Origin of the sequence: Modestobacter italicus (assembly GCF_019799965.1) — a bacterium.
Lineage (GTDB): Bacteria > Actinomycetota > Actinomycetes > Mycobacteriales > Geodermatophilaceae > Modestobacter > Modestobacter italicus_A.
On sequence record NZ_JABGCJ010000005.1, the window covers coordinates 142,814 to 160,720 of the forward strand.

At 73.5% G+C, this 17,907-nt stretch carries 22 protein-coding genes and 1 tRNA gene; 8 read left to right on the top strand and 15 right to left on the bottom strand.

The window, feature by feature from the left end:
- Positions 1-27: 27 nt before the first annotated feature.
- The 5 genes from HLA93_RS13700 to HLA93_RS13720 form a co-directional block, all read right to left on the bottom strand.
- On the bottom strand, positions 28-414 hold the full coding sequence (locus HLA93_RS13700; RefSeq protein ID WP_222194951.1) for a VOC family protein: 387 nt from the start codon (positions 412-414) through the stop codon (positions 28-30).
- Positions 415-649: 235 nt separating this feature from the next.
- Positions 650-1,504, bottom strand: a complete 855-nt coding sequence (locus tag HLA93_RS13705) for an SCO1664 family protein (protein WP_222194952.1) — start codon at positions 1,502-1,504, stop codon at positions 650-652.
- A 16-nt stretch (positions 1,505-1,520) separates the two neighbouring features.
- Positions 1,521-2,072 carry a DUF3090 family protein gene (locus HLA93_RS13710; RefSeq protein WP_222194953.1) on the bottom strand — a complete coding sequence of 184 codons (552 nt, stop codon included), beginning with the start codon at positions 2,070-2,072 and terminating at the stop codon, positions 1,521-1,523.
- A 10-nt stretch (positions 2,073-2,082) separates the two neighbouring features.
- Complete coding sequence (locus HLA93_RS13715; RefSeq protein ID WP_222194954.1) at positions 2,083-2,799, bottom strand: histidine phosphatase family protein; 717 nt, start codon at positions 2,797-2,799, stop codon at positions 2,083-2,085.
- A gap of 93 nt (positions 2,800-2,892) precedes the next feature.
- Positions 2,893-3,726: an undecaprenyl-diphosphate phosphatase gene (locus HLA93_RS13720; protein ID WP_222194955.1), complete on the bottom strand. Its 834-nt coding sequence runs from the start codon at positions 3,724-3,726 to the stop codon at positions 2,893-2,895.
- A gap of 161 nt (positions 3,727-3,887) precedes the next feature.
- Between HLA93_RS13720 and HLA93_RS13725 the strand changes: the two genes are divergently transcribed.
- From HLA93_RS13725 to HLA93_RS13735, 3 genes are read left to right on the top strand one after another with little or no spacing between them, the layout of a single operon-like run.
- Positions 3,888-4,868 carry an aldo/keto reductase gene (locus HLA93_RS13725; RefSeq protein ID WP_222194956.1) on the top strand — a complete coding sequence of 327 codons (981 nt, stop codon included), beginning with the start codon at positions 3,888-3,890 and terminating at the stop codon, positions 4,866-4,868.
- A gap of 17 nt (positions 4,869-4,885) precedes the next feature.
- On the top strand, positions 4,886-6,832 hold the full coding sequence (locus HLA93_RS13730; RefSeq protein ID WP_222194957.1) for an AAA family ATPase: 1,947 nt from the start codon (positions 4,886-4,888) through the stop codon (positions 6,830-6,832).
- A 57-nt stretch (positions 6,833-6,889) separates the two neighbouring features.
- Positions 6,890-7,162, top strand: a complete 273-nt coding sequence (locus HLA93_RS13735; RefSeq protein WP_222194958.1) for a GlsB/YeaQ/YmgE family stress response membrane protein — start codon at positions 6,890-6,892, stop codon at positions 7,160-7,162.
- A gap of 93 nt (positions 7,163-7,255) precedes the next feature.
- Here the strand turns inward: HLA93_RS13735 and HLA93_RS13740 are convergent, their stop codons facing one another.
- Positions 7,256-8,056 carry a DUF2470 domain-containing protein gene (locus HLA93_RS13740; protein WP_222194959.1) on the bottom strand — a complete coding sequence of 267 codons (801 nt, stop codon included), beginning with the start codon at positions 8,054-8,056 and terminating at the stop codon, positions 7,256-7,258.
- A 68-nt stretch (positions 8,057-8,124) separates the two neighbouring features.
- On the opposite strand from HLA93_RS13740, the gene rpsD reads away from it, so the two are divergent.
- Complete coding sequence (gene rpsD / locus HLA93_RS13745; protein WP_222194960.1) at positions 8,125-8,730, top strand: 30S ribosomal protein S4; 606 nt, start codon at positions 8,125-8,127, stop codon at positions 8,728-8,730.
- Here rpsD and HLA93_RS13750 read toward each other — a convergent pair.
- The 3 genes from HLA93_RS13750 to HLA93_RS13760 form a co-directional block, all read right to left on the bottom strand.
- Positions 8,718-9,218, bottom strand: coding sequence for a hypothetical protein (locus HLA93_RS13750; RefSeq protein ID WP_222194961.1), 501 nt, complete (start codon positions 9,216-9,218; stop codon positions 8,718-8,720). The two genes, rpsD and HLA93_RS13750, sit on opposite strands and share 13 nt — an antisense overlap.
- Complete coding sequence (locus tag HLA93_RS13755) at positions 9,215-9,703, bottom strand: hypothetical protein (RefSeq protein ID WP_222194962.1); 489 nt, start codon at positions 9,701-9,703, stop codon at positions 9,215-9,217. Before HLA93_RS13755 ends, HLA93_RS13750 begins: the two co-directional genes overlap by 4 nt.
- A gap of 190 nt (positions 9,704-9,893) precedes the next feature.
- The gene (locus HLA93_RS13760) at positions 9,894-10,103 is read right to left on the bottom strand and encodes a hypothetical protein (protein ID WP_222194963.1); all 210 of its coding nucleotides are present in this window, start codon (positions 10,101-10,103) and stop codon (positions 9,894-9,896) included.
- Positions 10,104-10,137: 34 nt separating this feature from the next.
- On the opposite strand from HLA93_RS13760, the gene HLA93_RS13765 reads away from it, so the two are divergent.
- Positions 10,138-10,764 carry a YncE family protein gene (locus HLA93_RS13765; RefSeq protein WP_222194964.1) on the top strand — a complete coding sequence of 209 codons (627 nt, stop codon included), beginning with the start codon at positions 10,138-10,140 and terminating at the stop codon, positions 10,762-10,764.
- An 80-nt stretch (positions 10,765-10,844) separates the two neighbouring features.
- A complete protein-coding gene (locus HLA93_RS13770; RefSeq protein WP_222194965.1) occupies positions 10,845-11,048 on the top strand; it encodes a DUF5703 family protein in 204 nt (67 codons plus the stop codon).
- Positions 11,049-11,088: 40 nt separating this feature from the next.
- On the opposite strand, the gene HLA93_RS13775 is transcribed toward HLA93_RS13770, so the two are convergent.
- The gene (locus HLA93_RS13775) at positions 11,089-12,045 is read right to left on the bottom strand and encodes an NADPH:quinone oxidoreductase family protein (protein WP_222194966.1); all 957 of its coding nucleotides are present in this window, start codon (positions 12,043-12,045) and stop codon (positions 11,089-11,091) included.
- A gap of 147 nt (positions 12,046-12,192) precedes the next feature.
- Between HLA93_RS13775 and HLA93_RS13780 the strand changes: the two genes are divergently transcribed.
- Entirely contained in the window at positions 12,193-13,272 is a 1,080-nt protein-coding gene (locus HLA93_RS13780; RefSeq protein ID WP_308128123.1) for a PP2C family protein-serine/threonine phosphatase, read from the top strand.
- A gap of 4 nt (positions 13,273-13,276) precedes the next feature.
- On the opposite strand, the gene HLA93_RS13785 is transcribed toward HLA93_RS13780, so the two are convergent.
- Both HLA93_RS13785 and HLA93_RS13790 read right to left on the bottom strand, forming a co-directional pair.
- Positions 13,277-14,092 (bottom strand): SDR family oxidoreductase, encoded by an 816-nt coding sequence (locus tag HLA93_RS13785; protein WP_222194967.1) that lies wholly within the window; start codon positions 14,090-14,092, stop codon positions 13,277-13,279.
- A gap of 12 nt (positions 14,093-14,104) precedes the next feature.
- Positions 14,105-15,433: a M20/M25/M40 family metallo-hydrolase gene (locus HLA93_RS13790; protein WP_222194968.1), complete on the bottom strand. Its 1,329-nt coding sequence runs from the start codon at positions 15,431-15,433 to the stop codon at positions 14,105-14,107.
- An 86-nt stretch (positions 15,434-15,519) separates the two neighbouring features.
- Here HLA93_RS13790 and HLA93_RS13795 point away from each other — a divergent pair.
- Positions 15,520-15,607, top strand: a tRNA-Leu gene (locus HLA93_RS13795).
- A 103-nt stretch (positions 15,608-15,710) separates the two neighbouring features.
- On the opposite strand, the gene HLA93_RS13800 is transcribed toward HLA93_RS13795, so the two are convergent.
- The 3 genes from HLA93_RS13800 to HLA93_RS13810 form a co-directional block, all read right to left on the bottom strand.
- On the bottom strand, positions 15,711-16,208 hold the full coding sequence (locus HLA93_RS13800; protein ID WP_222194969.1) for a WapI family immunity protein: 498 nt from the start codon (positions 16,206-16,208) through the stop codon (positions 15,711-15,713).
- 353 nt (positions 16,209-16,561) lie between these two features.
- Positions 16,562-17,125: a dihydrofolate reductase family protein gene (locus tag HLA93_RS13805; protein WP_222194970.1), complete on the bottom strand. Its 564-nt coding sequence runs from the start codon at positions 17,123-17,125 to the stop codon at positions 16,562-16,564.
- A 375-nt stretch (positions 17,126-17,500) separates the two neighbouring features.
- Complete coding sequence (locus tag HLA93_RS13810) at positions 17,501-17,905, bottom strand: DUF1428 domain-containing protein (protein WP_222194971.1); 405 nt, start codon at positions 17,903-17,905, stop codon at positions 17,501-17,503.
- Positions 17,906-17,907: the final 2 nt, after the last annotated feature.

Genomic DNA, 17,907 nt, shown 5'->3' on the forward strand with positions numbered 1-17,907 from the left:
CAGCCGGGGGTCCTCGGGGCGGTGTGCTCAGGGCCAGGTGGTGGCGTGCCGCTCGAACTCGTCGCCGGTCTGGACGCCGACCACGCAGAACAGCAGGCCCGCCGGGTCCTTCATCTGCCAGAAGCCGCCCATGTCGGCGATCCGCACCGCACCCAGCCGTTCCAGCCGGGCCACCTCGGCGTGCACGTCGTCGGTCTCGATGTCGACGTGCCAGCGGGGTGGGGTGCCCTCACCGGTGCGCTGCACCTCCAGGTGGAACCCGTCGGCGAAGGACCCGAGCGAGGACCAGTGGTCGTCGATCCCGTCGGGCTCGACCGGGTGCCCGGTGGCCCGGGACCAGAACTGCTGCCCCCGGTCGTGCAACTGCGGCGGCAGGTCGATGAGCAGGACAGCCAGTCGGCTCCGGTGCGGCACCCCGCAGACCCTGCCAGCCCGCCCCGCAGAAGTCAGCAGGTCAGACGACGCAGGTCCCTGCAGCCGCTGGCAGCGGACCGGTGAGCCGATGTCGGATCTGACCGCGGCCGCCGCGACAGCGGCTCGGCGGGAGGAGTGGGGGCCGGAGGCTCCCGCGACCGACCGGCGGCAAGGGCTCAACGTCCGCCGGGGACGGCACCTGTCCGCGGTGTCGTCCGTCAGGACGACGATGTGCTCAGAACGGCGGCCAGGGCAGCGCCGGCCAGTCGCCGCTGGGCTGCGGGTGCAGCTTGGTGCGCAGCAGCTCGGCGACCCGCTGCTGGGTGCGGCGGACCTCGCGCCGGGTGAGGTGCTCGTGCAGCTGCTCCCCCAGCTCCCCGCGCAGCTGCTCGTCCAGCCGCTCCAGGACCGCCAGGTGCTCCAGCAGCAGCGGCTTGCCGGCCCAGCGCCACAGCAGGGTGCGCAACTTGGGGTCGGCGGAGAAGCAGATGCCGTGGTCGACGCCGTAGACGTGTCCGTCGGGCATCGGGATGATGTGGCCGCCCTTGCGGTCGGCGTTGTTGACCACCGCGTCGAAGACGGCCATCCGGCGCAGCCCGGGGTCGTCGCGGCGGACGAACTCGGCGAGGTCGATGGTCGGGTCGGCGTCCATCCAGAGCTGGACCATGCCGGTGCCGAACGGGCCGTCGCGGAGCAGCGTCGGCGGGACGACCGACCAGCCGGTCGCCTCCGACACCAGGTGCGCGCTGATCTCCCGGCCGGCGAGGGTGCCGTCGGGGAAGTCCCAGAGCGGCCGCTCCCCCGCCACCGGCTTGTACACGCACGCGCCGGCCAGGGTGTCGGTGCGGATGGCCCCGATCAGCGTCACGTTGCTGGCGTCGAGCAGCCGGCCCTCCAGGTCCAGCTCGCCCTCGCGCAGCAGGGTGGCGACCTCCTCGGCCGCGGACGGCGCGCGGCGGTCCCCGTGGTCGAAGGCGGTGAGGTCCAGGGTGCGGACGTCGCCGTCCTCCTCCTCGCCGTCCTCGTAGACGTACTCGTACTCGTCGGCGTCCTCGACCGGCTCGTCGCCCGGGCTCACGGGGGCGGTCATCGTGGTGGCCCGGCGATCAGCGCCGGTAGCCGTTCTGCCGGGGGCACACGTGCCCGGCCGGGTCCAGCGGCAGGGAGCACAGCGGGCAGGACGGGCGGCCGGCGGCGATGACCCGGCGGGCGCGGGCGACGAAGGCGCGGGCCGCGGCCGGGGTGATGGTCACCCGCAGCGCGTCGGGGCCCTCGTCGCTGTCGGAGAGGATCACGTCCTCCTCGATCGGCTCCTCGCCGGCGGCCACGGCCTCGACGACGACGGCGTCGGCCTCGCCGTCCCAGGCCAGGCCCATGGCGGCGACCCGGAACTCCTCGTCCACCGGAGCGGTGAGCGGGTCGAGGTCGTCGACGTCGGCATCGGGCGGGACGACGACGGAGGCACGGCCGGCCACCTCGTCGAGCAGCTCGCTCATCCGGTCGGCCAGCACCTGGACCTGCGTCTTCTCCAGCGCCACGCTGATCGTGCGGCCGGCCTCGTCGGAGGCCTGCAGGTAGAAGGTGCGGTCGCCGGGCTGGCCCACCGTGCCGGCGACGAACCGGGTGGGACGGTCGAAGAGGAAGACCTGACGAGGCACGGCGATCAGGTTACGCGGCGCCGGAGCCCGCGCCGCCGCCGACGACCGCGTCGGAGGAGGCCTTCCGCCGGCCGCGCTTCTTCTTCGGCGGGATGAGGGCGGCCACGTCCCCGCCGGTGTCGTTGACCCGGACGACGAAGGGCCGGGTGTCGGTGTAGGTGACCACCGAGATCGACGCCGGGTCGACGACGATGCGCTGGAAGGAGTCCAGGTGCATGCCGAAAGCGTCGGCCAGGATCGCCTTGATCACGTCGCCGTGGCTACAGGCCACCCAGACGGCGTCCGGGCCGAGCTGGGCGTTCCACTCCCGGACGGCGGCGACCGCGCGGGCCTGGGTCTGGGCGAGCCCCTCCCCCTCGTCCCCGGGGAACACCGCGGCCGAGGGGTGCTGCTGCACGACCTTCCAGAGCGGCTCCTTGGCCAGCTCCTTGATCGGCCGGCCGGTCCAGTCGCCGTAGCGGGCCTCGCCGAGCCGGTCGTCGGTGCGCAGCTCCAGCTCCCGGCCGGCCGCGCCCTGGGCCTCGCAGACGACCCCGGCGGTCTGCTGGCAGCGCTCCAGCGGGCTGCTGACCACCGCGGCGAGCGGCACGGCGGCCAGCCGCTGGGCCACCGCCTGCACCTGCCCCTGGCCGGTCTCGTCGAGCTGGACGCCGGGGGTCCAGCCGGCGAGCACGCCGGCGGTGTTGGCCGTCGTCCGGCCGTGCCTGAGCAGGATGACCGTCGTCATGGGGCGTGCCTCCTCGATCGGCCGCGGGCGGGGGCCCGGTGCCGCAGCGAGCTTATGGTCGCTGTTCCCGGGCCCGGCAGCGCCGGCCCACCGTCAGGTGGGGTCGAGCACGCCCGCGCCGACGAGCGCCAGGAGCAGCAGCCCCAGCGCGATCCGGTAGACGACGAACGGGGTGAAGCTGCGCCGGGAGACGTACCGGAGCAGCCAGGCGATGACCGCCAGCCCCACGCCGAAGGCGATGACGGTGGCCAGGATCGTCGGCCCCCACGCGACGCCGGCGCCCTCGGTGTCCCCGGTCAGCGCCTCGTAGCTCTGGAAGAACCCAGCGCCCAGCACCGCCGGGACGGCGAGCAGGAAGGAGTAGCGGGTGGCGGCCACCCGCGAGTAGCCCAGCAGCCGGCCCGCGGTGATCGTGCCGCCGGACCGGGAGACGCCGGGGATCAGCGCCATCGCCTGGGCCAGCCCGTACGCCAGGCCGTGCTTGACGGTGAGGTCGGTCAGCTCCCGGTCGGTGCGGCCGATCCGGTCGGCGACGTAGAGCACCAGGGAGAAGGCGACCAGCGCGATCGCCACGATCCGCAGGTCACGGAAGGTGGTTTCGATCCGGTCCTGGAAGAGCAGGCCCAGGACGACGATCGGCAGGCTGCCGATGATGATCAGCCAGCCCATCCGGGCATCGTGGTCGCCGCGGGCCTCGCGGTCGTACAGGGCCCGCACCCAGGCCTTGATGATCCGCCAGATGTCGTGCCGGAAGTACAGCAGGACGGCGATCTCGGTGCCGATCTGGGTGATCGCGGTGAAGGCGGCACCCGGGTCGCCCCAGCCGAACGCCTCCCCGACCACCCGCAGGTGGGCGCTGGAGGAGATCGGCAGGAACTCGGTCAGGCCCTGCACGAGACCCAGGACGGCGGCTTCGATCCACCCCATGGTCAGCCTCCCCGCTGGTCGGTCAGCGGATGGGCGGGGCAGGTCGAGGGCTGTCGCACGACAGGCACCCTAGGTGGCGGGCCCGACGGGGCCCGCCAGACGGCTCCGAGAGGTTCGTCGCTGCCGGGGGACGTCGGTGGGCAACGGTAGGTTGACCCGTCGTGGAACAGCGGGCGCTCGGGCGCAGCGGGCTCGTGGTCTCCCGGCTCGGTCTGGGCACCATGAACTGGGGCCGGGACACCGACGAGGACGAGGCCGCGATGCAGCTCACGGCGTTCGTCGACGCCGGCGGGACGCTGGTCGACACCGCCGACGTCTACGCCGACGGGGAGAGCGAGCGCACCCTCGGCCGGCTGCTGGCCGACGTCGTCCCGCGCTCCGACGTCCTGGTCGCCACCAAGGCGGTGGGCCGCACCGCGCCGGGGCCCATGGGCCGCGGCGCGTCCCGAGGGCACCTGCTGGCCGCGCTGGACGCCTCGCTGGAGCGGATGGGCCTGGACCACGTCGACCTGTGGCAGCTGCACGCCTGGGACGACGCGACGCCGATCGAGGAGACGCTGGCCGCCTGCGACACCGCGGTCGCCTCCGGCCGGGCCCGCTACGTCGGGATCAGCAACTTCACCGGCTGGCAGACCGCCCAGGCGGTCACCTGGCAGCGGGCCTGGCCCGGCCGCACCCCGATCGTCAGCACCCAGGTCGAGTACTCGCTGCTGCAGCGCGGCATCGAGCGGGAGGTCGCCCCCGCGGCCGAGGCGCTCGGGCTGGGCATCCTGCCCTGGTCACCGCTGGGCCGCGGGCTGCTCACCGGCAAGTACCGGCACAGCACGCCCACCGACTCACGGGGCGCCTCCGCGCAGTGGCAGGGGTTCATCGACGGGCTGCGCTCGGCCACCGCCGACCGGGTCGTGGAGGCGGTGATCACCGCAGCGCAGGGGCTGGGCACCACGCCGCTGGGCGTGGCGCTGGCCTGGCTGCGCGACCGCCCGTGCGTGGTCGCCCCGATCGTCGGGGCGCGGACCGCCCAGCAGCTGCAGGCCGCGCTGGACGCCGAGGGCGTCCGGCTGCCGCCGGCGATCACCACCGCGCTGGACGACGTGTCCGCACCGCACTTCTCCTATCCCGAGCAGCGCCGAGAGCACTGAGACACGAGCACCGACCCATGAGCACCCCTGCACCCACCAGCGACCCCGTCTTCGCCGCCTTCTGCGCCGCCGGCCTGTGGCCCGGGCTGGGCAAGCGCACCGCGGCCGACCTGCCGGCCGCCGGCATCACCAGCCCGGACGACGTCACCGCCGACCGGCTGCTGAAGCTGCCCCGGGTGGGCCGCCAGCGCGCCGAGCGGCTGTTCAGCTCCTTCCTGGCCGCCGCCCCCACCTACGAGGTGGTCGAGCTGCTGGTCGGTGCCGGGCTCAACGCCCGGCTGGCGGTGAACTCCGCCGACGCGCTCGGTCAGGACGCCGCCCGCCGGCTGCGCGACGACCCGTGGGCGCTGCTGAGCCTCTCCGGTGTGACGCTGGCCGATGCCGACCGGCTGGCGATCACCGTGCTGTCCGGTGCCGACCGGCAGGACACCCGCCGCGGCCGGGCCATCGTCGGCCTCACGCTGCGCACCGCGACCCGGGACGGGCACACCGTGCTGCCGGCCGACCTGGTCGTCGCGGCGTTGCGGGCGGAGGGCATCGCCGACCCCGCGGCCGCGGTCGTGGCCGCCGTGGAGTCCGGTGAGGTGCTCGAGCACGAGCCGCCGTTCGTCGAGCCGGACGAGGACGCCGACGAGCTCCCCGAGCCCGACCCCGCGCTGCGCACCTTGTCGCTGGCCCGCTACGGCATGGCCGAGGAGGCGGTGGCGGAGAACGTGCACCGGCTGGCGGCGACCAGCGGCCGGATCGCCGACCCGGCGTCGGTGCGCTCGGTGGCCAAGGGCCTGGACCCCGCCCAGCAGGCAGCAGTGGCCCAGGTGCTCGGGGCCGGCGTCTCGCTGCTGACCGGTGGCCCGGGCACCGGCAAGAGCCGCACGGTCGCCTCGCTGGTGAAGCTGCTGGAGACCAAGGGCACCGAGGTGGCCCTGGCCGCGCCGACCGGCCGGGCGGCCAAGCGGCTGGAGGAGCTCACCGACCACCCCGCGGTCACCGTCCACCGCCTGCTCGGCGCCCAGGGCATGACCGGCGGCTTCGCCCGCAACGAGGAGTGGCCGCTGGACGCCGACGTCGTGGTCGTCGACGAGGCGTCGATGCTGGACGTCGAGCTGACCGCCGCGCTGCTGGAGGCCTGCCCCGACGGCACCCACCTGCTCCTGGTCGGCGACCCGGCGCAGCTGCCCTCGATCGGCCCGGGCCACGTGCTCGGCGACCTGATCGACTCCGGCGCGGTGCCGGTCACCGAGCTGACCACACTGCACCGGCAGGCCGCCGGTGGCGCGATCGCCCGGCTGGCCACCGGCGTCCGAGGTGGGGAGCTCGTGCAGGTCGACTCCCCCGACCGCGAGGTGGTCATCGTGCCGGCGGTCGGCAGCGCCGAGGCGGCCAAGCGGGTGGTGCAGCTGGTCACCGACTCCATCCCCCGGGCGCTGGGCATCGACCCCTCCACGGTGCAGGTGGTCACCCCGGTGCACCGCGGGCCGGCCGGCACGATCGAGCTGAACAAGGCGCTGAAGGCGCAGCTGAACCCCGGGGACGGCACGGTGTTCGGGTTCGACGTCGGCGACCGGGTCGTGGCCACGGCCAACCACCTGGACCTGGAGCCGATCGGGTTCGCCAACGGCGAGGTCGGCGTGGTCACCGGCACCGGCGAGGGGTCGCTGACCGTCGACTTCAGCTCCGGGCCGGTCACGGTGACCGGCAACGCGCTGCCCGACCTGCGGCACGGCTGGGCGATCACGGTGCACCGCGCGCAGGGGTCGGAGTGGCCCGGCGTGGTCGTCGTCCTCCCGCCGGAGGCCGGTGGGATGCTCTCCCGGCCGCTGGTCTACACCGCGCTCACCCGGGCGCAGAAGCACCTGTCGATCGTGCACGCGAGCGGTGCGGCCCTCGCCCGCGCCGTGCGCGAGGTCGACGTCCGGCCGCGGCGGACCAGGCTCGCCACGTTGCTCGCCGAGCTGGCGGAGTGACCACCCGATCGGGTGATCCGGGTTTGACCCAGTGATCTTGAGGGCACTGAACGGACCATGATCACTGGCATCATCGGTTTCCTCGTCTTCGGCCTGATCGTCGGCGCCCTCGCGCGGCTGATCAAGCCGGGCAAGCAGAACCTCAGCATCCTCGCCACCCTGGCGCTCGGCGTCGTCGGCGCCCTCATCGGTGGCCTCGTGGCCAGCGCCCTCGGCACCGGTGACTTCGGCGAGCTGAACATCATCGGTGGCATCGTCGCCGTCGTCGCGGCCGTGCTGCTCATCGGCGTCGCCGAGGGCATGAGCGGCGGTCGCCGCAAGGTCCACTGACCTCGCTGCCCCACCCGCACCACCCGCGCCCGCTCCGGGTGCCGACACAGTCGGCGCCCGGGGCGGGCGCGTCCTCGTTCCGGGCGGGTCGCGTCAGCGGCCGGGACAGGCCTGCCGTGCGGCGCACATCAGCCGGCTGATCGCACCCGCCAGTTCCTCGGGGCCGGTGACCGGCGCGGAGAACGGCATCCGGACGTCGCGGTGCCCGGAGCGCTGCTCGATCCGGAGACGGAACCCCCAGCGGTCCAGCCCGAGCGGGCGGACGACGTCCCCGTCCCCCAGCCACGCGGTCGGCACCCGGGAGGCCAGCAGCGCGAGCTCCTCGGGGTGCGCGTGGTCCAGGTGCTGCAGCGCGTGCGCCTCCACATCGGCCAGTGGGTCGGGTGCGGCGGCCAGGTAGTCCTCGGGGGTCAGCTCGGTGACCGTGCCGCACTCCCCCAGCACCACCTCTGCCAGGTCCAGCCGCAGCAGTGTGGCGCCGCGGCCGACGTCGAGCAGGGCGCCCACCGGGGCCACGTCGGCGAAGGCGAGAGCCGCGGGGCGCACGTCGGCGGGGAGGATGGGCGTCAGCCATCCGGAGAGCCACACCTGGGCGCGCACCGGCTCGCGCAGCTCGACCGGGGCGTGGTCGGTGACCAGCAGGAGCGCGGCCAGGTCGCCGTCGGCGGCGTGCCGGACCGCCGTGGCGACGTCCCCGTCGGTGGGGACGACGACGAACACCTGCCCGTCGGCCGTGGTGGCGTGGGCGAGCACCCGGCTGCCGTCGATGCCGGCGGCGCAGACCGCGGCGCCGGCGCGGCCGGCCACGGTGCGAGCGCGCTCGGCGGGCGTCGGGCCCTGCCGCTGGGGCGAGCGTCCGGGCTGCCCGGGTGCGGGGCGGGTCGATCGCGTCATGCGTCACTCCGTCGTCAGGCCGACTCCTCATCGGGGTAAGGTGAGCCTAACCGAACCCGGAGGCCCGTGTGAACCAGTCCCGTCCCAAGGTCCGGCGCTCCCGCGCGCTGGGCATCCCGCTCACCCCCAAGGACGTCCGCTACTTCGAGCGGCGCCCCTACCCGCCGGGTGAGCACGGCCGCAAGCGCAAGAACACCAGCGACTACAAGACCCGGTTGATGGAGAAGCAGCGGCTGCGCGCGCAGTACGACATCAGCGAGACGCAGCTGCGCTCGGCGTTCGACCGAGCCCGGCGCGCCGGCGGCAAGACCGGTGAGGAGCTGATCACCCACCAGCTGGAGGCACGGCTCGACGCCACGGTGCTGCGCGCCGGTTTCGCCCGGACCATCTACCAGGCGCGGCAGACCGTCAGCCACCAGCACGTCACCGTCAACGGCAAGCGCGTCGACCGGCCCAGCTACCAGGTGCAGCCCTACGACGTCATCGAGATCGCCGAGAAGAGCAAGAGCAAGCTGCCCTTCCAGGTGGCCGCCTCGGGCGCGCACGCGGCGGCACCGGGCTACCTGGAGGTCCAGCTCGCCGAGCTGCGCTGCACGGTGCTCCGGCGGCCCCGGCGCGACGAGGTCCCGGTGATCTGTGAGGAGCAGCTGGTCGTGGAGCACTACTCCCGCTGACCCACCGGGCTCGGTTCCTCACCGCGGCGTCGCACCCGTTCCAGGTGCGACGCCGCGGTGTCATCCGGGGGGCACTCGCTGTTGCGCCGGATCGCGCGCTCCGGCCCACCGAGCCGGCGCAACACCAGAACGACCCAGGGCGTCCAGGCCAGCACGGTGATCCAGGGGGCGCCCGCCCACTCGCCGGTCAGGGCGGAGACGACGACGAGGCCACCCAGGCCGACCGCCCAGACCAGCAGCCCGGCCAGCGCCCACCGCGGCAGCCGACCGCGGGTGCCGGTGCGCTCGGTCCCGGCCGCGACGTGGCGCTGGGCCCAGTCGACGACGGCCGCCCGCAACCTCGGGTCGTCGAGTTCGTGGCCGGAGACCACCGCCCGCTCGACCCGGCCGATCTCGAGCGGGGCGAGCTCGTACCGCTGCTTCAGCTCGCGCGGCAGGTGGGGCGACCCGGCCGGTGCCCGCCGCCGCCAGAACGGCAGCTCGGTCACTCCCCCACCGGCCCGCTGTTCAGCTCGATGGCCTGCCGCATCCTGCGCCGCGCCCAGATCTGCGTCCCCCCGGTCACCACTGCGGGCGCGAGCGCGAACCACGGCACGTCGGAGAGACCGCCGAAGGCGACGGCGAAGACCAGCCCGGCGACGAACACGAGCGACCACAGCAGGAACACCGCAGCCAGGACCCGCTGCGCCGTGGTGCCGTTCTGCGGCCACGAGCCGAGCTGGCCGAGTGTCTCCTCGGCCAGGTCCACGGCCGCCCGGCGCAGCTTCTCGTCGTCCAGTGCTGCACCCTTGGTCACGGCGGACTGCACCGCCGTCGCCTCGCTGGGGCTCAGCCGGTGGGAGCGCACGAAGTCGCCCCACGGATCGGGCCCGCGCCCCGGCTTCAGCCGGTTCCAGAAGCGGCGGCCGCCGACCCACCAGGCCAGCAGCGGCAGGCCGACGAGGATCAGCACGATGATCACTGCGGCGGTCACGATGGATGATCATGGGCAGCGCCGCCGACCGCGCACGAGAGGCGATGAGCAGAGCCGCACCGCGGCGACCTGCAGCTCCTCCTCCGGGTGCACGAGCTCCCCGGGTCACCCGCGGCCCGATCGGGCCGAACACCGTGTCGACGTCCTCAACCGTCGACGGGGTGCGACCTGGAGCTCGGCGGACCATCGGTCAATGTGACGCCGCCACGCCACCGCCTTTCTGCTGGTCGAGCTGCTGGCGGTCGCCGTCCGCGCCCCCGATCGCCTGCTGCTCGTCGACCGGGACGGGAGGACGGTGCGCGAGGTGCCGCTGCCCGGCAACGCCCGACACCTGCAGCTGGTCGCCCCGGGCGGTCTGGTGCTCGTGCCCGCCGACGTGGTGGACGCCGGCAGGCCCCACGCACCCGGTCGCCGACGGCCAGGGCCGGTTCCTGGTGGCCGACACCCGCGGGGACGCCGTGCTCACCTCCAGCGACGACCCGCTGCGCCAGATCGGGACGTCCCCACTGGACGACACGCCCTACGGCCTCGCCGTCGACCCCACCGCCCAGGTGCTGTGGGTGGCCCTCACCGCCACCAACGAGGTCGTCGGCCTGTCCACCGCGGGCCCGGAGCCGGCCGAGGTCGCCCGCTCCCCCACCGTCCGACAGCCCGACACGGTCGTCGTCGACCCGATCACCGGCCGGGTGTTCGTCGGCAGCCGGGCCACCGGCGAGCTGCAGCTCATCGACCCGCGACGGTCAGCTGCGAACCTCGTCCTCGTCGTCGGGGACGGCGGCCTGCTGCTCGAGCACGTCGTACTCGTCAGCCTCGGGGGCGCTGCGCCACCCGCTGGTGCCGCCGGGGGTCGCAGCGAGCTGCTGCTCGATGGCGTCGGCCTCCGGGACGTCGTCGGCCGGCGTGGTCACGTCATCGGCGAGCTCGGGGCCGGTCGGGGACGCGGTCGTCCGCTGTTCCTGGCGGTCCGCGTCGGTGGCCTCCGGGTCGGTCACGGCACGCTCCTCTCGGTCGATGGGCCGGGCGGGGGGCCCGGCGTCGGTCGTCCTCCCCTGCCCCGGTGACCAGGCGACGACACCCGGCCCGGCGAGCAGGTGGTGACCACCACATGACCGGGAGACGTCCAGCGGGCACAATCGGGCGCGTGTCAGCAGCCGGCGAGTACGAGTACGCCCCGCTGCGCATCCCGGCGGGCACTTCGCGCTCGGCGGCCGCGCAGCTGATGAGCATGCAGTCCGACACCGGGGGCTGGGAGCTGGCCCGCCTGCAGCTGCACGCCGACGGCACCCGGAAGATCATCATGCGCCGACGGATGCGGCTGTCCTACCTCCCCCGCCCCATGGTCTGAGGAAGGACCCGTCAGGGGTCCTGGACGGCGGAACACCTCGTCAGGGCGTGAGGACGACCTTCCCCACGGTGCTGCGGTCGGCGATCGCGGCCATCGCCCGCGGCAGCTCGGTGAGCGGCATCGAGGCGCCGACCAGTGGGTCGATCGCGCCGGCGGCGAACAGCCGGCACAGCTCCTCGTGCACCATGCCGATCCGCGCGGGGTCGTGCTTGCGGTAGAGCCCCCAGTGCAGGCCGACGATGCTGTAGTTCTTGACCAGCGCGTGGTTGACCGGTGCCTGCGGGATGGTGCCGCTGGTGAAGCCGACCACCACCAGCCGCCCCTCGAAGGCGATGCACCTGCGGGACTTGTCGAACACCTCGCCGCCGACCGGGTCGTAGACGACGTCGGCGCCGTGCCCACCGGTGATCTCCTTGACCAGCGGCACGAAGTCCTCGGCGGTGTAGTCGATGACGTGGTCGGCGCCGAGCTGGCGACAGACCTCGGTCTTGCGTGCCCCGCCGGCGGTGGCGATCACCTTCGCCCCGGCTGCCTTGCCCAACTGGATCGCCGCCGTCCCGACCCCGCCCGCGCCGGCGTGCACCAGCAGCCACTCCCCCGGCTGCAACGCCGCCCGTCGGTGCAGCCCGACGTAGCCGGTCTGGTAGGTCAGGTACAGCGAGGCGGCCTGTTCGTCGGACATCGCATCGGGCACCGGCCAGGCCGCGGCGGCGTCCATCAGCGCGTACTCGGCAAAGGCGCCGGGCCCGCCGGCCGGTGACCCGAGCACCCGCTGGCCGGTGCCGACCACCTCGCCGCACAGCTCCACCCCCGGGGTGAACGGCAGTGGCGGCTTCTCCTGGTACATGCCCATGGTCATCAGCACGTCCGGGAAGTTGAGCCCGGCGGCGCGCACCCGCACCAGCAGCTGCCCCTCCCCGGGTGTCGGCTGGTCGACCTCGTCCAGGGACATGACCTCGGCCGGGTCGCCGAGGGAGTGGACTCGCCATGCACGCATGCCCGCGACAGTGCCAGAACCGGGGTGACGCCAGTCACCCGGGTGTGGCGGATGCACGATGGCGCGCTCGCCGGCGGATAGGCTGCGCCGGATCAGCGTTGATCATGGGCGTGCGGCGCGGGGCCGCACGGACGAGAAGGGCGCTCGGTGAACCGGCGGCTGCGCACGCGGCACCTACTGCCCCTCGGGGTGCTGCTGTTCTGCAGCCTGGTCAACCTGGCCAGTGAACCCGGGCAGGTCGTCGTCGGCCTGCTGGCCATGGCACCCCTGGTGGCCGCCACGGTGCTGGGCCGGCGGGCCACCGCCGTCTACGGGCTGGTGGCCTTCACCCTTGCGGCACTGTTCGGCATCTACGGCGACCAGTACACCGAGGGAACGGTGGTGGCCCAGTCGATCCGGCTGCTGGGCGTGGCGCTGGGCGGCGTGCTGGCCCTGTTCGCCTGCACCCTGCGGCTGCGCCGGGAAGCCGCCCTCACGCGGCTCAGCGCCGAGGCAGCGATGGCCCGCGGCGCGGTGCAGGTCGCCGAGACCCTGCAGCGGAGCCTGCTGACCGACCCACCGACCGTGCCCGGCCTGGCGATCGCCGCGCGCTACCTGCCCGCCGTCCAGCACGCCCAGGTCGGCGGCGACTGGTACGACGCCTTCCCGGTCCCCGGCGGTTCGACCATGCTGGTGATCGGTGACGTCGCCGGCCACGACGTCACCGCCGCCGCGACGATGGCACAGGCCCGTGGTGTGCTGCGCGGGATCGGTACGACGGTGGCCGGATCGCCGGCGCTGGTGCTCGGTGCGCTGGACCGGGCGATGGCCCAGTTGCAGGTCGACACCCTGATCACCGCGGCGGTGGCCACCGTCCACCCCGCCGGCCCCGACAGCGGCCCCCGGCTGGACTGGTCGAACGCCGGTCACCCGCCGCCGGTGCTGATGTCCGCCGACGGCCGGGTGACGGTCCTCGACCGCGCCCCCGACCTGCTGCTGGGGGTCGCCGCCGGGGTCGAACGGGCCGAGCACCACCTGGCACTGACTCCCGGCGACACCCTGCTGCTCTACACCGACGGGCTGGTGGAGCGCCGCGGCGTGCCGCTGGACGCCGGGACCAGCTGGCTCACCCAGCGGCTGGCCGAGCTGGCCGGCCTGCCGCTGGAGGAGCTGTGCGACGAGCTGATCGCCGGGATGTCCGGCCGGCTGGACGACGACGTCGCGGTGCTCGCCGTCCGGATCTGCTGACCCCTCAGCGCAGCGACGGCGGGATCAGCGCCTCCGGGACCACGGCGGTCTGCCCGCTCGCGGTCCGGGCCGCCGGCACGCCCTTGAACTTGTACGGGATCGCCCCGACGCCGGGCTGGACGACGTAGGCGGCACCCGGCTCGGCACTGCCCCACGCGGCCTCCATCGCCTGCGCCACCTCGTCGGCGGAGAGCACGGGGAAGTCGGCGGCGGCGAACTCGTCGCGCAGCGGGTCGATGATCGCCGTGTCGGCGAACCCGGGGCAGATGGCGGAGATGGTGATCCGCTCGCCCACCAGACGGGGCGCCATCGACCGGACGAAGGCGATCGCCCCGCCCTTGGCCACGCTGTAGCCGGGGTCGGTGGCCACCGGGGCGAGGCCGGCGAGGGAGGCGGTGACCACGATCGAGCCCCCGCCGGCCCGGCGCAGTGCCGGCAGGGCGGCCTCCGCGCCGTAGACCACGCCGAACAGGTCGACGTCCACGACGTGCAGGAACTCGTCGACGTCCAGGGCGTCGCGGCTCTTTCCGGCGATGCCGGCGTTGAGGAAGGTGGCGTCCAGCCGGCCGTGCTCGGCCTCGACCTGGGCGACCACGGCCGCGTTGGCGGCGCGGTCGGTCACGTCGAGCGGCACGAAGTGCGCACCGAGGTCGGCGGCGGTCTGCCGGGCGCGCTCGCCGTCCAGGTCGGCCAGGACGACGGTCACCTCCCGGGCGCGGAGCCGGGCGGCCAGCGCGCGGCCGAAGCCGCCGGTGCCCCCGGTGATCAGGGCGACGTCGCCGGGGCGGGGGGATCCGGGAGCAGCAGTGGTCTCGGTCACCCGCTGATCACATCACGCCTGCCGGAGGAACCGGTCGAGCACCCGGATGCCGAACTGCATCGAGTCGACCGAGATGCGCTCGTCGATGCCGTGGAAGAGCGAGGCGAAGTCCAGCTCGGCGGGGAGCTTGAGCGGGGAGAACCCGAAGCAGCGCATGCCCAGGGTCTCGAAGCTCTTGGCGTCGGTGCCGCCGCTCATGGTGAACGGGACGGCGCGGGCGCCCGGGTCCTCGGCGGTGAGCGCCTGCACCATCAGGTCGACCGACGGGCCGTCGAAGGTGGTCTCCACGGCCTGGTCGTAGGTGATCCACTCGCGGGTGACGCCCTCGCCGATCAGCTCGTCCAACTGCTTCTCGAACTCCGCCTCCTGCCCGTACAGGAAGCGGCCGTCGATGGTGGCGCTGGCGGTGCCGGGGATGACGTTGGTCTTGTACCCGGCGTCGAGCATCGTGGGGTTGGCGGTGTTGCGCAGCGCGGCACCGATCATCCGGCTGATGCTGCCCAGCCGGGCCAGCGCCACCTCGGGCTCGTTCGGGTCGATCTCGATGCTGTAGGCGTCGCTGACCGCGTCGAGGAACTCCCGCATCGGCGGGGTGAGCACGGTGGGCAGCCGGCTCGAGCCGATCCGCGCGACCGCGGCGGCCAGCCGGGTGACGGCGTTGTCGTCGTGCACGAAGGAGCCGTGCCCGGGCCGCCCGCCGGCGGTCAGCCGCATCCAGGCCAGGCCCTTCTCCGCGGTCTGCACCAGGTAGAGGCGCAGGTCGTCGCGGACGGTGATGCTGAACCCGCCGACCTCGCTGATCGCCTCGGTGCAGCCCTCGAACAGGTCGGCGTGGTGGTCGACCATGAAATGGGCGCCCTTCCGGCCGCCGGCCTCCTCGTCGGCGACGAAGGCCAGCACGATGTCGCGGTCGGGCTTCACGCCGGTGCGGGCCCAGTCACGCACCAGCGCGAGGGTCATGGCGTCCATGTCCTTCATGTCGACCGCGCCGCGGCCCCACACGTAGCCGTCGCGCTGCTCCCCGCTGAACGGGTGGACGCTCCACTCGGCCGGGTCGGCCGGGACGACGTCCAGGTGGCCGTGCACCAGCAGGGCGGGGCGGTCGCGGTTCGTGCCCTCGATCCGGGCGACCAGGTTGGCCCGGCCGGGCTCGGACTCGTGGACGACCGAGCTGATGCCCACCTCGTCGAGCTTGGCGGCGACCCACTCGGCGGCCTGCCGCTCCCCCGCGCTGGTCGCCGAGTCCCCGGTGTTGGTGGTGTCGATCCGGATCAGCTCGGAGAGCAGGTCGGCGACCTCGGACTGGGCGCCGGCCAGGGGCGTGGGCGTGGGCTGCGACATGCCGTCGATCGTGCCACCGGCCCCCGTCCCGGGCCTGGGGTGGCCTCGGTTATGCTCGTCGAGGCGCTCCGCGGAGCGCCTCACCTGTCCGGGTGGCGGAATGGCAGACGCGCTAGCTTGAGGTGCTAGTGCCCTTTATCGGGCGTGGGGGTTCAAGTCCCCCCTCGGACACCAGAACACTGGCTCAGGCCAGTGCCGAACGTACAGGGCGCCCACGTCGTGGGCGCCCTGTCGTCGTTCATGGGTCGTCCCGCCGGACCTGCCTGGCGTCGGACGCCTACCGCTCGGGGAACGGCCTGTTGTCCTCGTCCCACGCCTGTGCGGCGGCGAGCAACTCCTCGCGCCCGACCCGGAGCGGCACGCTGTAGCCGTAGAAGTCGTAGGGCGCCTCCTCCCCCGCGCCAGGTCGATCCGCCACTGATTCGAGGGAGAGGTGGACACGCACGACGAGGGAGTCGCCCTCTCGGGCGCCGACGCTGAACCCGAGGTCGGGCTCCGTGAAGGTGAGCAGCTCCTCCGAGTCCTCGGTGGGCGCTTCGATCACCGGGACGCGTCCGTCTGCAGCCGCCCGGAGCCAGTCCCCGATCTCCCGCGCCTCCCACGTGGTGAGGCATGGGTCGTCGAACTTCCAGGACTCCCCCGCCTCCGTCCGCACCCGCCCGTGGATCTCCAGCCAGTTCGCGTCCCAGTCGCCCGGCTCACTCGGTGCAGCTGTGTACTGGTAGCGGGTCGGTCGGAGCTCGACGCTTGCGCCGTCGGAAGAGGTCAGCAGCACGGCGGGAGCATCTCAGGACGCGCCAGCATCGGTCGTTCACCGACTACGGACCACGGGACTTGACCCCTGATCGTGGACACGCTGAACCCAGGCCGGGCCTGGAGGAAGCGAGAAGATCAGACGGTGGCGAGGAAGACGTACTCCGAGGGGTTCCGCCGCGACGCGGTCGAGTGGCACCGCTCAACGCTGGGGGCGACGGAGCTCGGGATCGCCGGGTACCTGGGGATCATGGACGCGACGCTGTCGGGATGGCTGGAGGACGCTGGGGTGCCGCTGCACTCGCGGCCGGCCGGTCGGACCGGTCCAGCACCGGGCGGTCGACTGGGACGGGCAAGCGGGGTGAGCCCCTTGGCCTACGTGGCTGCGGGCGGCGTCGGTCCGCCTATGACGCGGTAGGTGGTCTGGACCATCCCGCCGTCGAGAACCGCAGTGCGGACATGCTCGAGGTGCACGTCTCCGCCGAGCGGCCCGAACAGTGAGGGCCCGTCGCCGATGAGCACGGGCACATGGGAGAGCGTGAGCTCGTCGACAAGTCCGGAGGCGAGGAACCAACGGATGGTCTCGCCACCGTCGACGTAGACGCGCCGGTGGCCGTCCCGCTGCAGCGCGTCGATGGCCGCCTCGGCGGAGCGGTGCACCGTGATCCGGGGATCTCCCTCTGCTGCGAGGGTCGTGCTGATCACATGCATCGGCCGACCGAGGTAGGGCCAGTGCTCGTCGGGAGCGATGGCCTCGTAGGTCCGCCGGCCCATCACCACCGCGTCAACTGACTTCACGAAGGGCGTGAAGCCCGCGTCGCCGGCGGCCGCGCCGCGGCTGGTCAGCCACTCGAGGTCGCCATCGGGCCGCGCGATGCGGCCGTCGACGCTCAGCCCGAGGAAGACGGTGGCACGGAGGGACTGCTGCGATGCGGCCACGGAACCGATCCTCTCAGCACCCAACGACAGACCTCGAGCCGCAGCCAACAGCCGCCGCTCCAGCTGCGCGTGCGAATCGCGGTCCCGGTGCCCGATCGGCCAGTGGCACCTCGAGCTCAGCTCCGCCGCTCGTCAGGGTGAGCGGTAGCCGCCGGCGATCGCCTCGCTACCCAGGGGCTCTCACGCCGGGCGGTGATCGTTGGCTCCAGACGTCGGAAGGGTGCCCCTGAGCTGGGAAGATGTGGCTTGTCCAGGGGCACGACGTCGCAGGAACCAGGCACACACCTCCCGGACCACCTCCAGGCGTGTGCGGAAGTACCGTGTCGCCCCTCGGACACCGAGTTGAACCCCCCGTGGGTCGAAGACGCGTCCGTGTCAGCGCCGGAGGCTCATGGCGATCTCGAAACTCGAAGCGATGACGCGGCTGCCGTCGAAGACAGGGTCCTCTTCCAGTGTGGCGAGCACACGGGGGTCGCTGGTTGCGGCCGCGGCGCCCCGGTCGCGCGCCTCGCGCGAAGGCCACTCTGTGAGCGTCACGACGATCGCTTCGGACGCAGCCGCACCGATGACGTCCGCGAAGTCAGGCAACTCGCCCTCGCCGTACACCAAGCCGTCGGCATGAAAATCCTCCTGACCACCTGCATCCGCCACCTGCCAGTAGTCGGTGATCCGGACCGCTCCGTGATCGCGGTAGACCTCAGCCATCCGCCGAGAGAAGGCGATGTAGTCGTCCTTGCGGCCGACAGGCACCGGAACGATGGTGATGTCGGTGATGGTCATTC

Excerpts from the sequence above, each read along its gene's own strand:
- HLA93_RS13705 (WP_222194952.1), bottom strand. The coding sequence starts at position 1,504 with ATGACCGCCCCCGTGAGCCCGGGCGACGAGCCGGTCGAGGACGCCGAC.
- HLA93_RS13715 (WP_222194954.1), bottom strand. The coding sequence starts at position 2,799 with ATGACGACGGTCATCCTGCTCAGGCACGGCCGGACGACGGCCAACACC.
- HLA93_RS13720 (WP_222194955.1), bottom strand. The coding sequence starts at position 3,726 with ATGGGGTGGATCGAAGCCGCCGTCCTGGGTCTCGTGCAGGGCCTGACC.
- HLA93_RS13730 (WP_222194957.1), top strand. The coding sequence starts at position 4,886 with ATGAGCACCCCTGCACCCACCAGCGACCCCGTCTTCGCCGCCTTCTGC.
- HLA93_RS13735 (WP_222194958.1), top strand. The coding sequence starts at position 6,890 with ATGATCACTGGCATCATCGGTTTCCTCGTCTTCGGCCTGATCGTCGGC.
- HLA93_RS13740 (WP_222194959.1), bottom strand. The coding sequence starts at position 8,056 with ATGACGCGATCGACCCGCCCCGCACCCGGGCAGCCCGGACGCTCGCCC.
- HLA93_RS13775 (WP_222194966.1), bottom strand. The coding sequence starts at position 12,045 with ATGCGTGCATGGCGAGTCCACTCCCTCGGCGACCCGGCCGAGGTCATG.
- HLA93_RS13790 (WP_222194968.1), bottom strand. The coding sequence starts at position 15,433 with ATGTCGCAGCCCACGCCCACGCCCCTGGCCGGCGCCCAGTCCGAGGTC.
- HLA93_RS13810 (WP_222194971.1), bottom strand. The coding sequence starts at position 17,905 with ATGACCATCACCGACATCACCATCGTTCCGGTGCCTGTCGGCCGCAAG.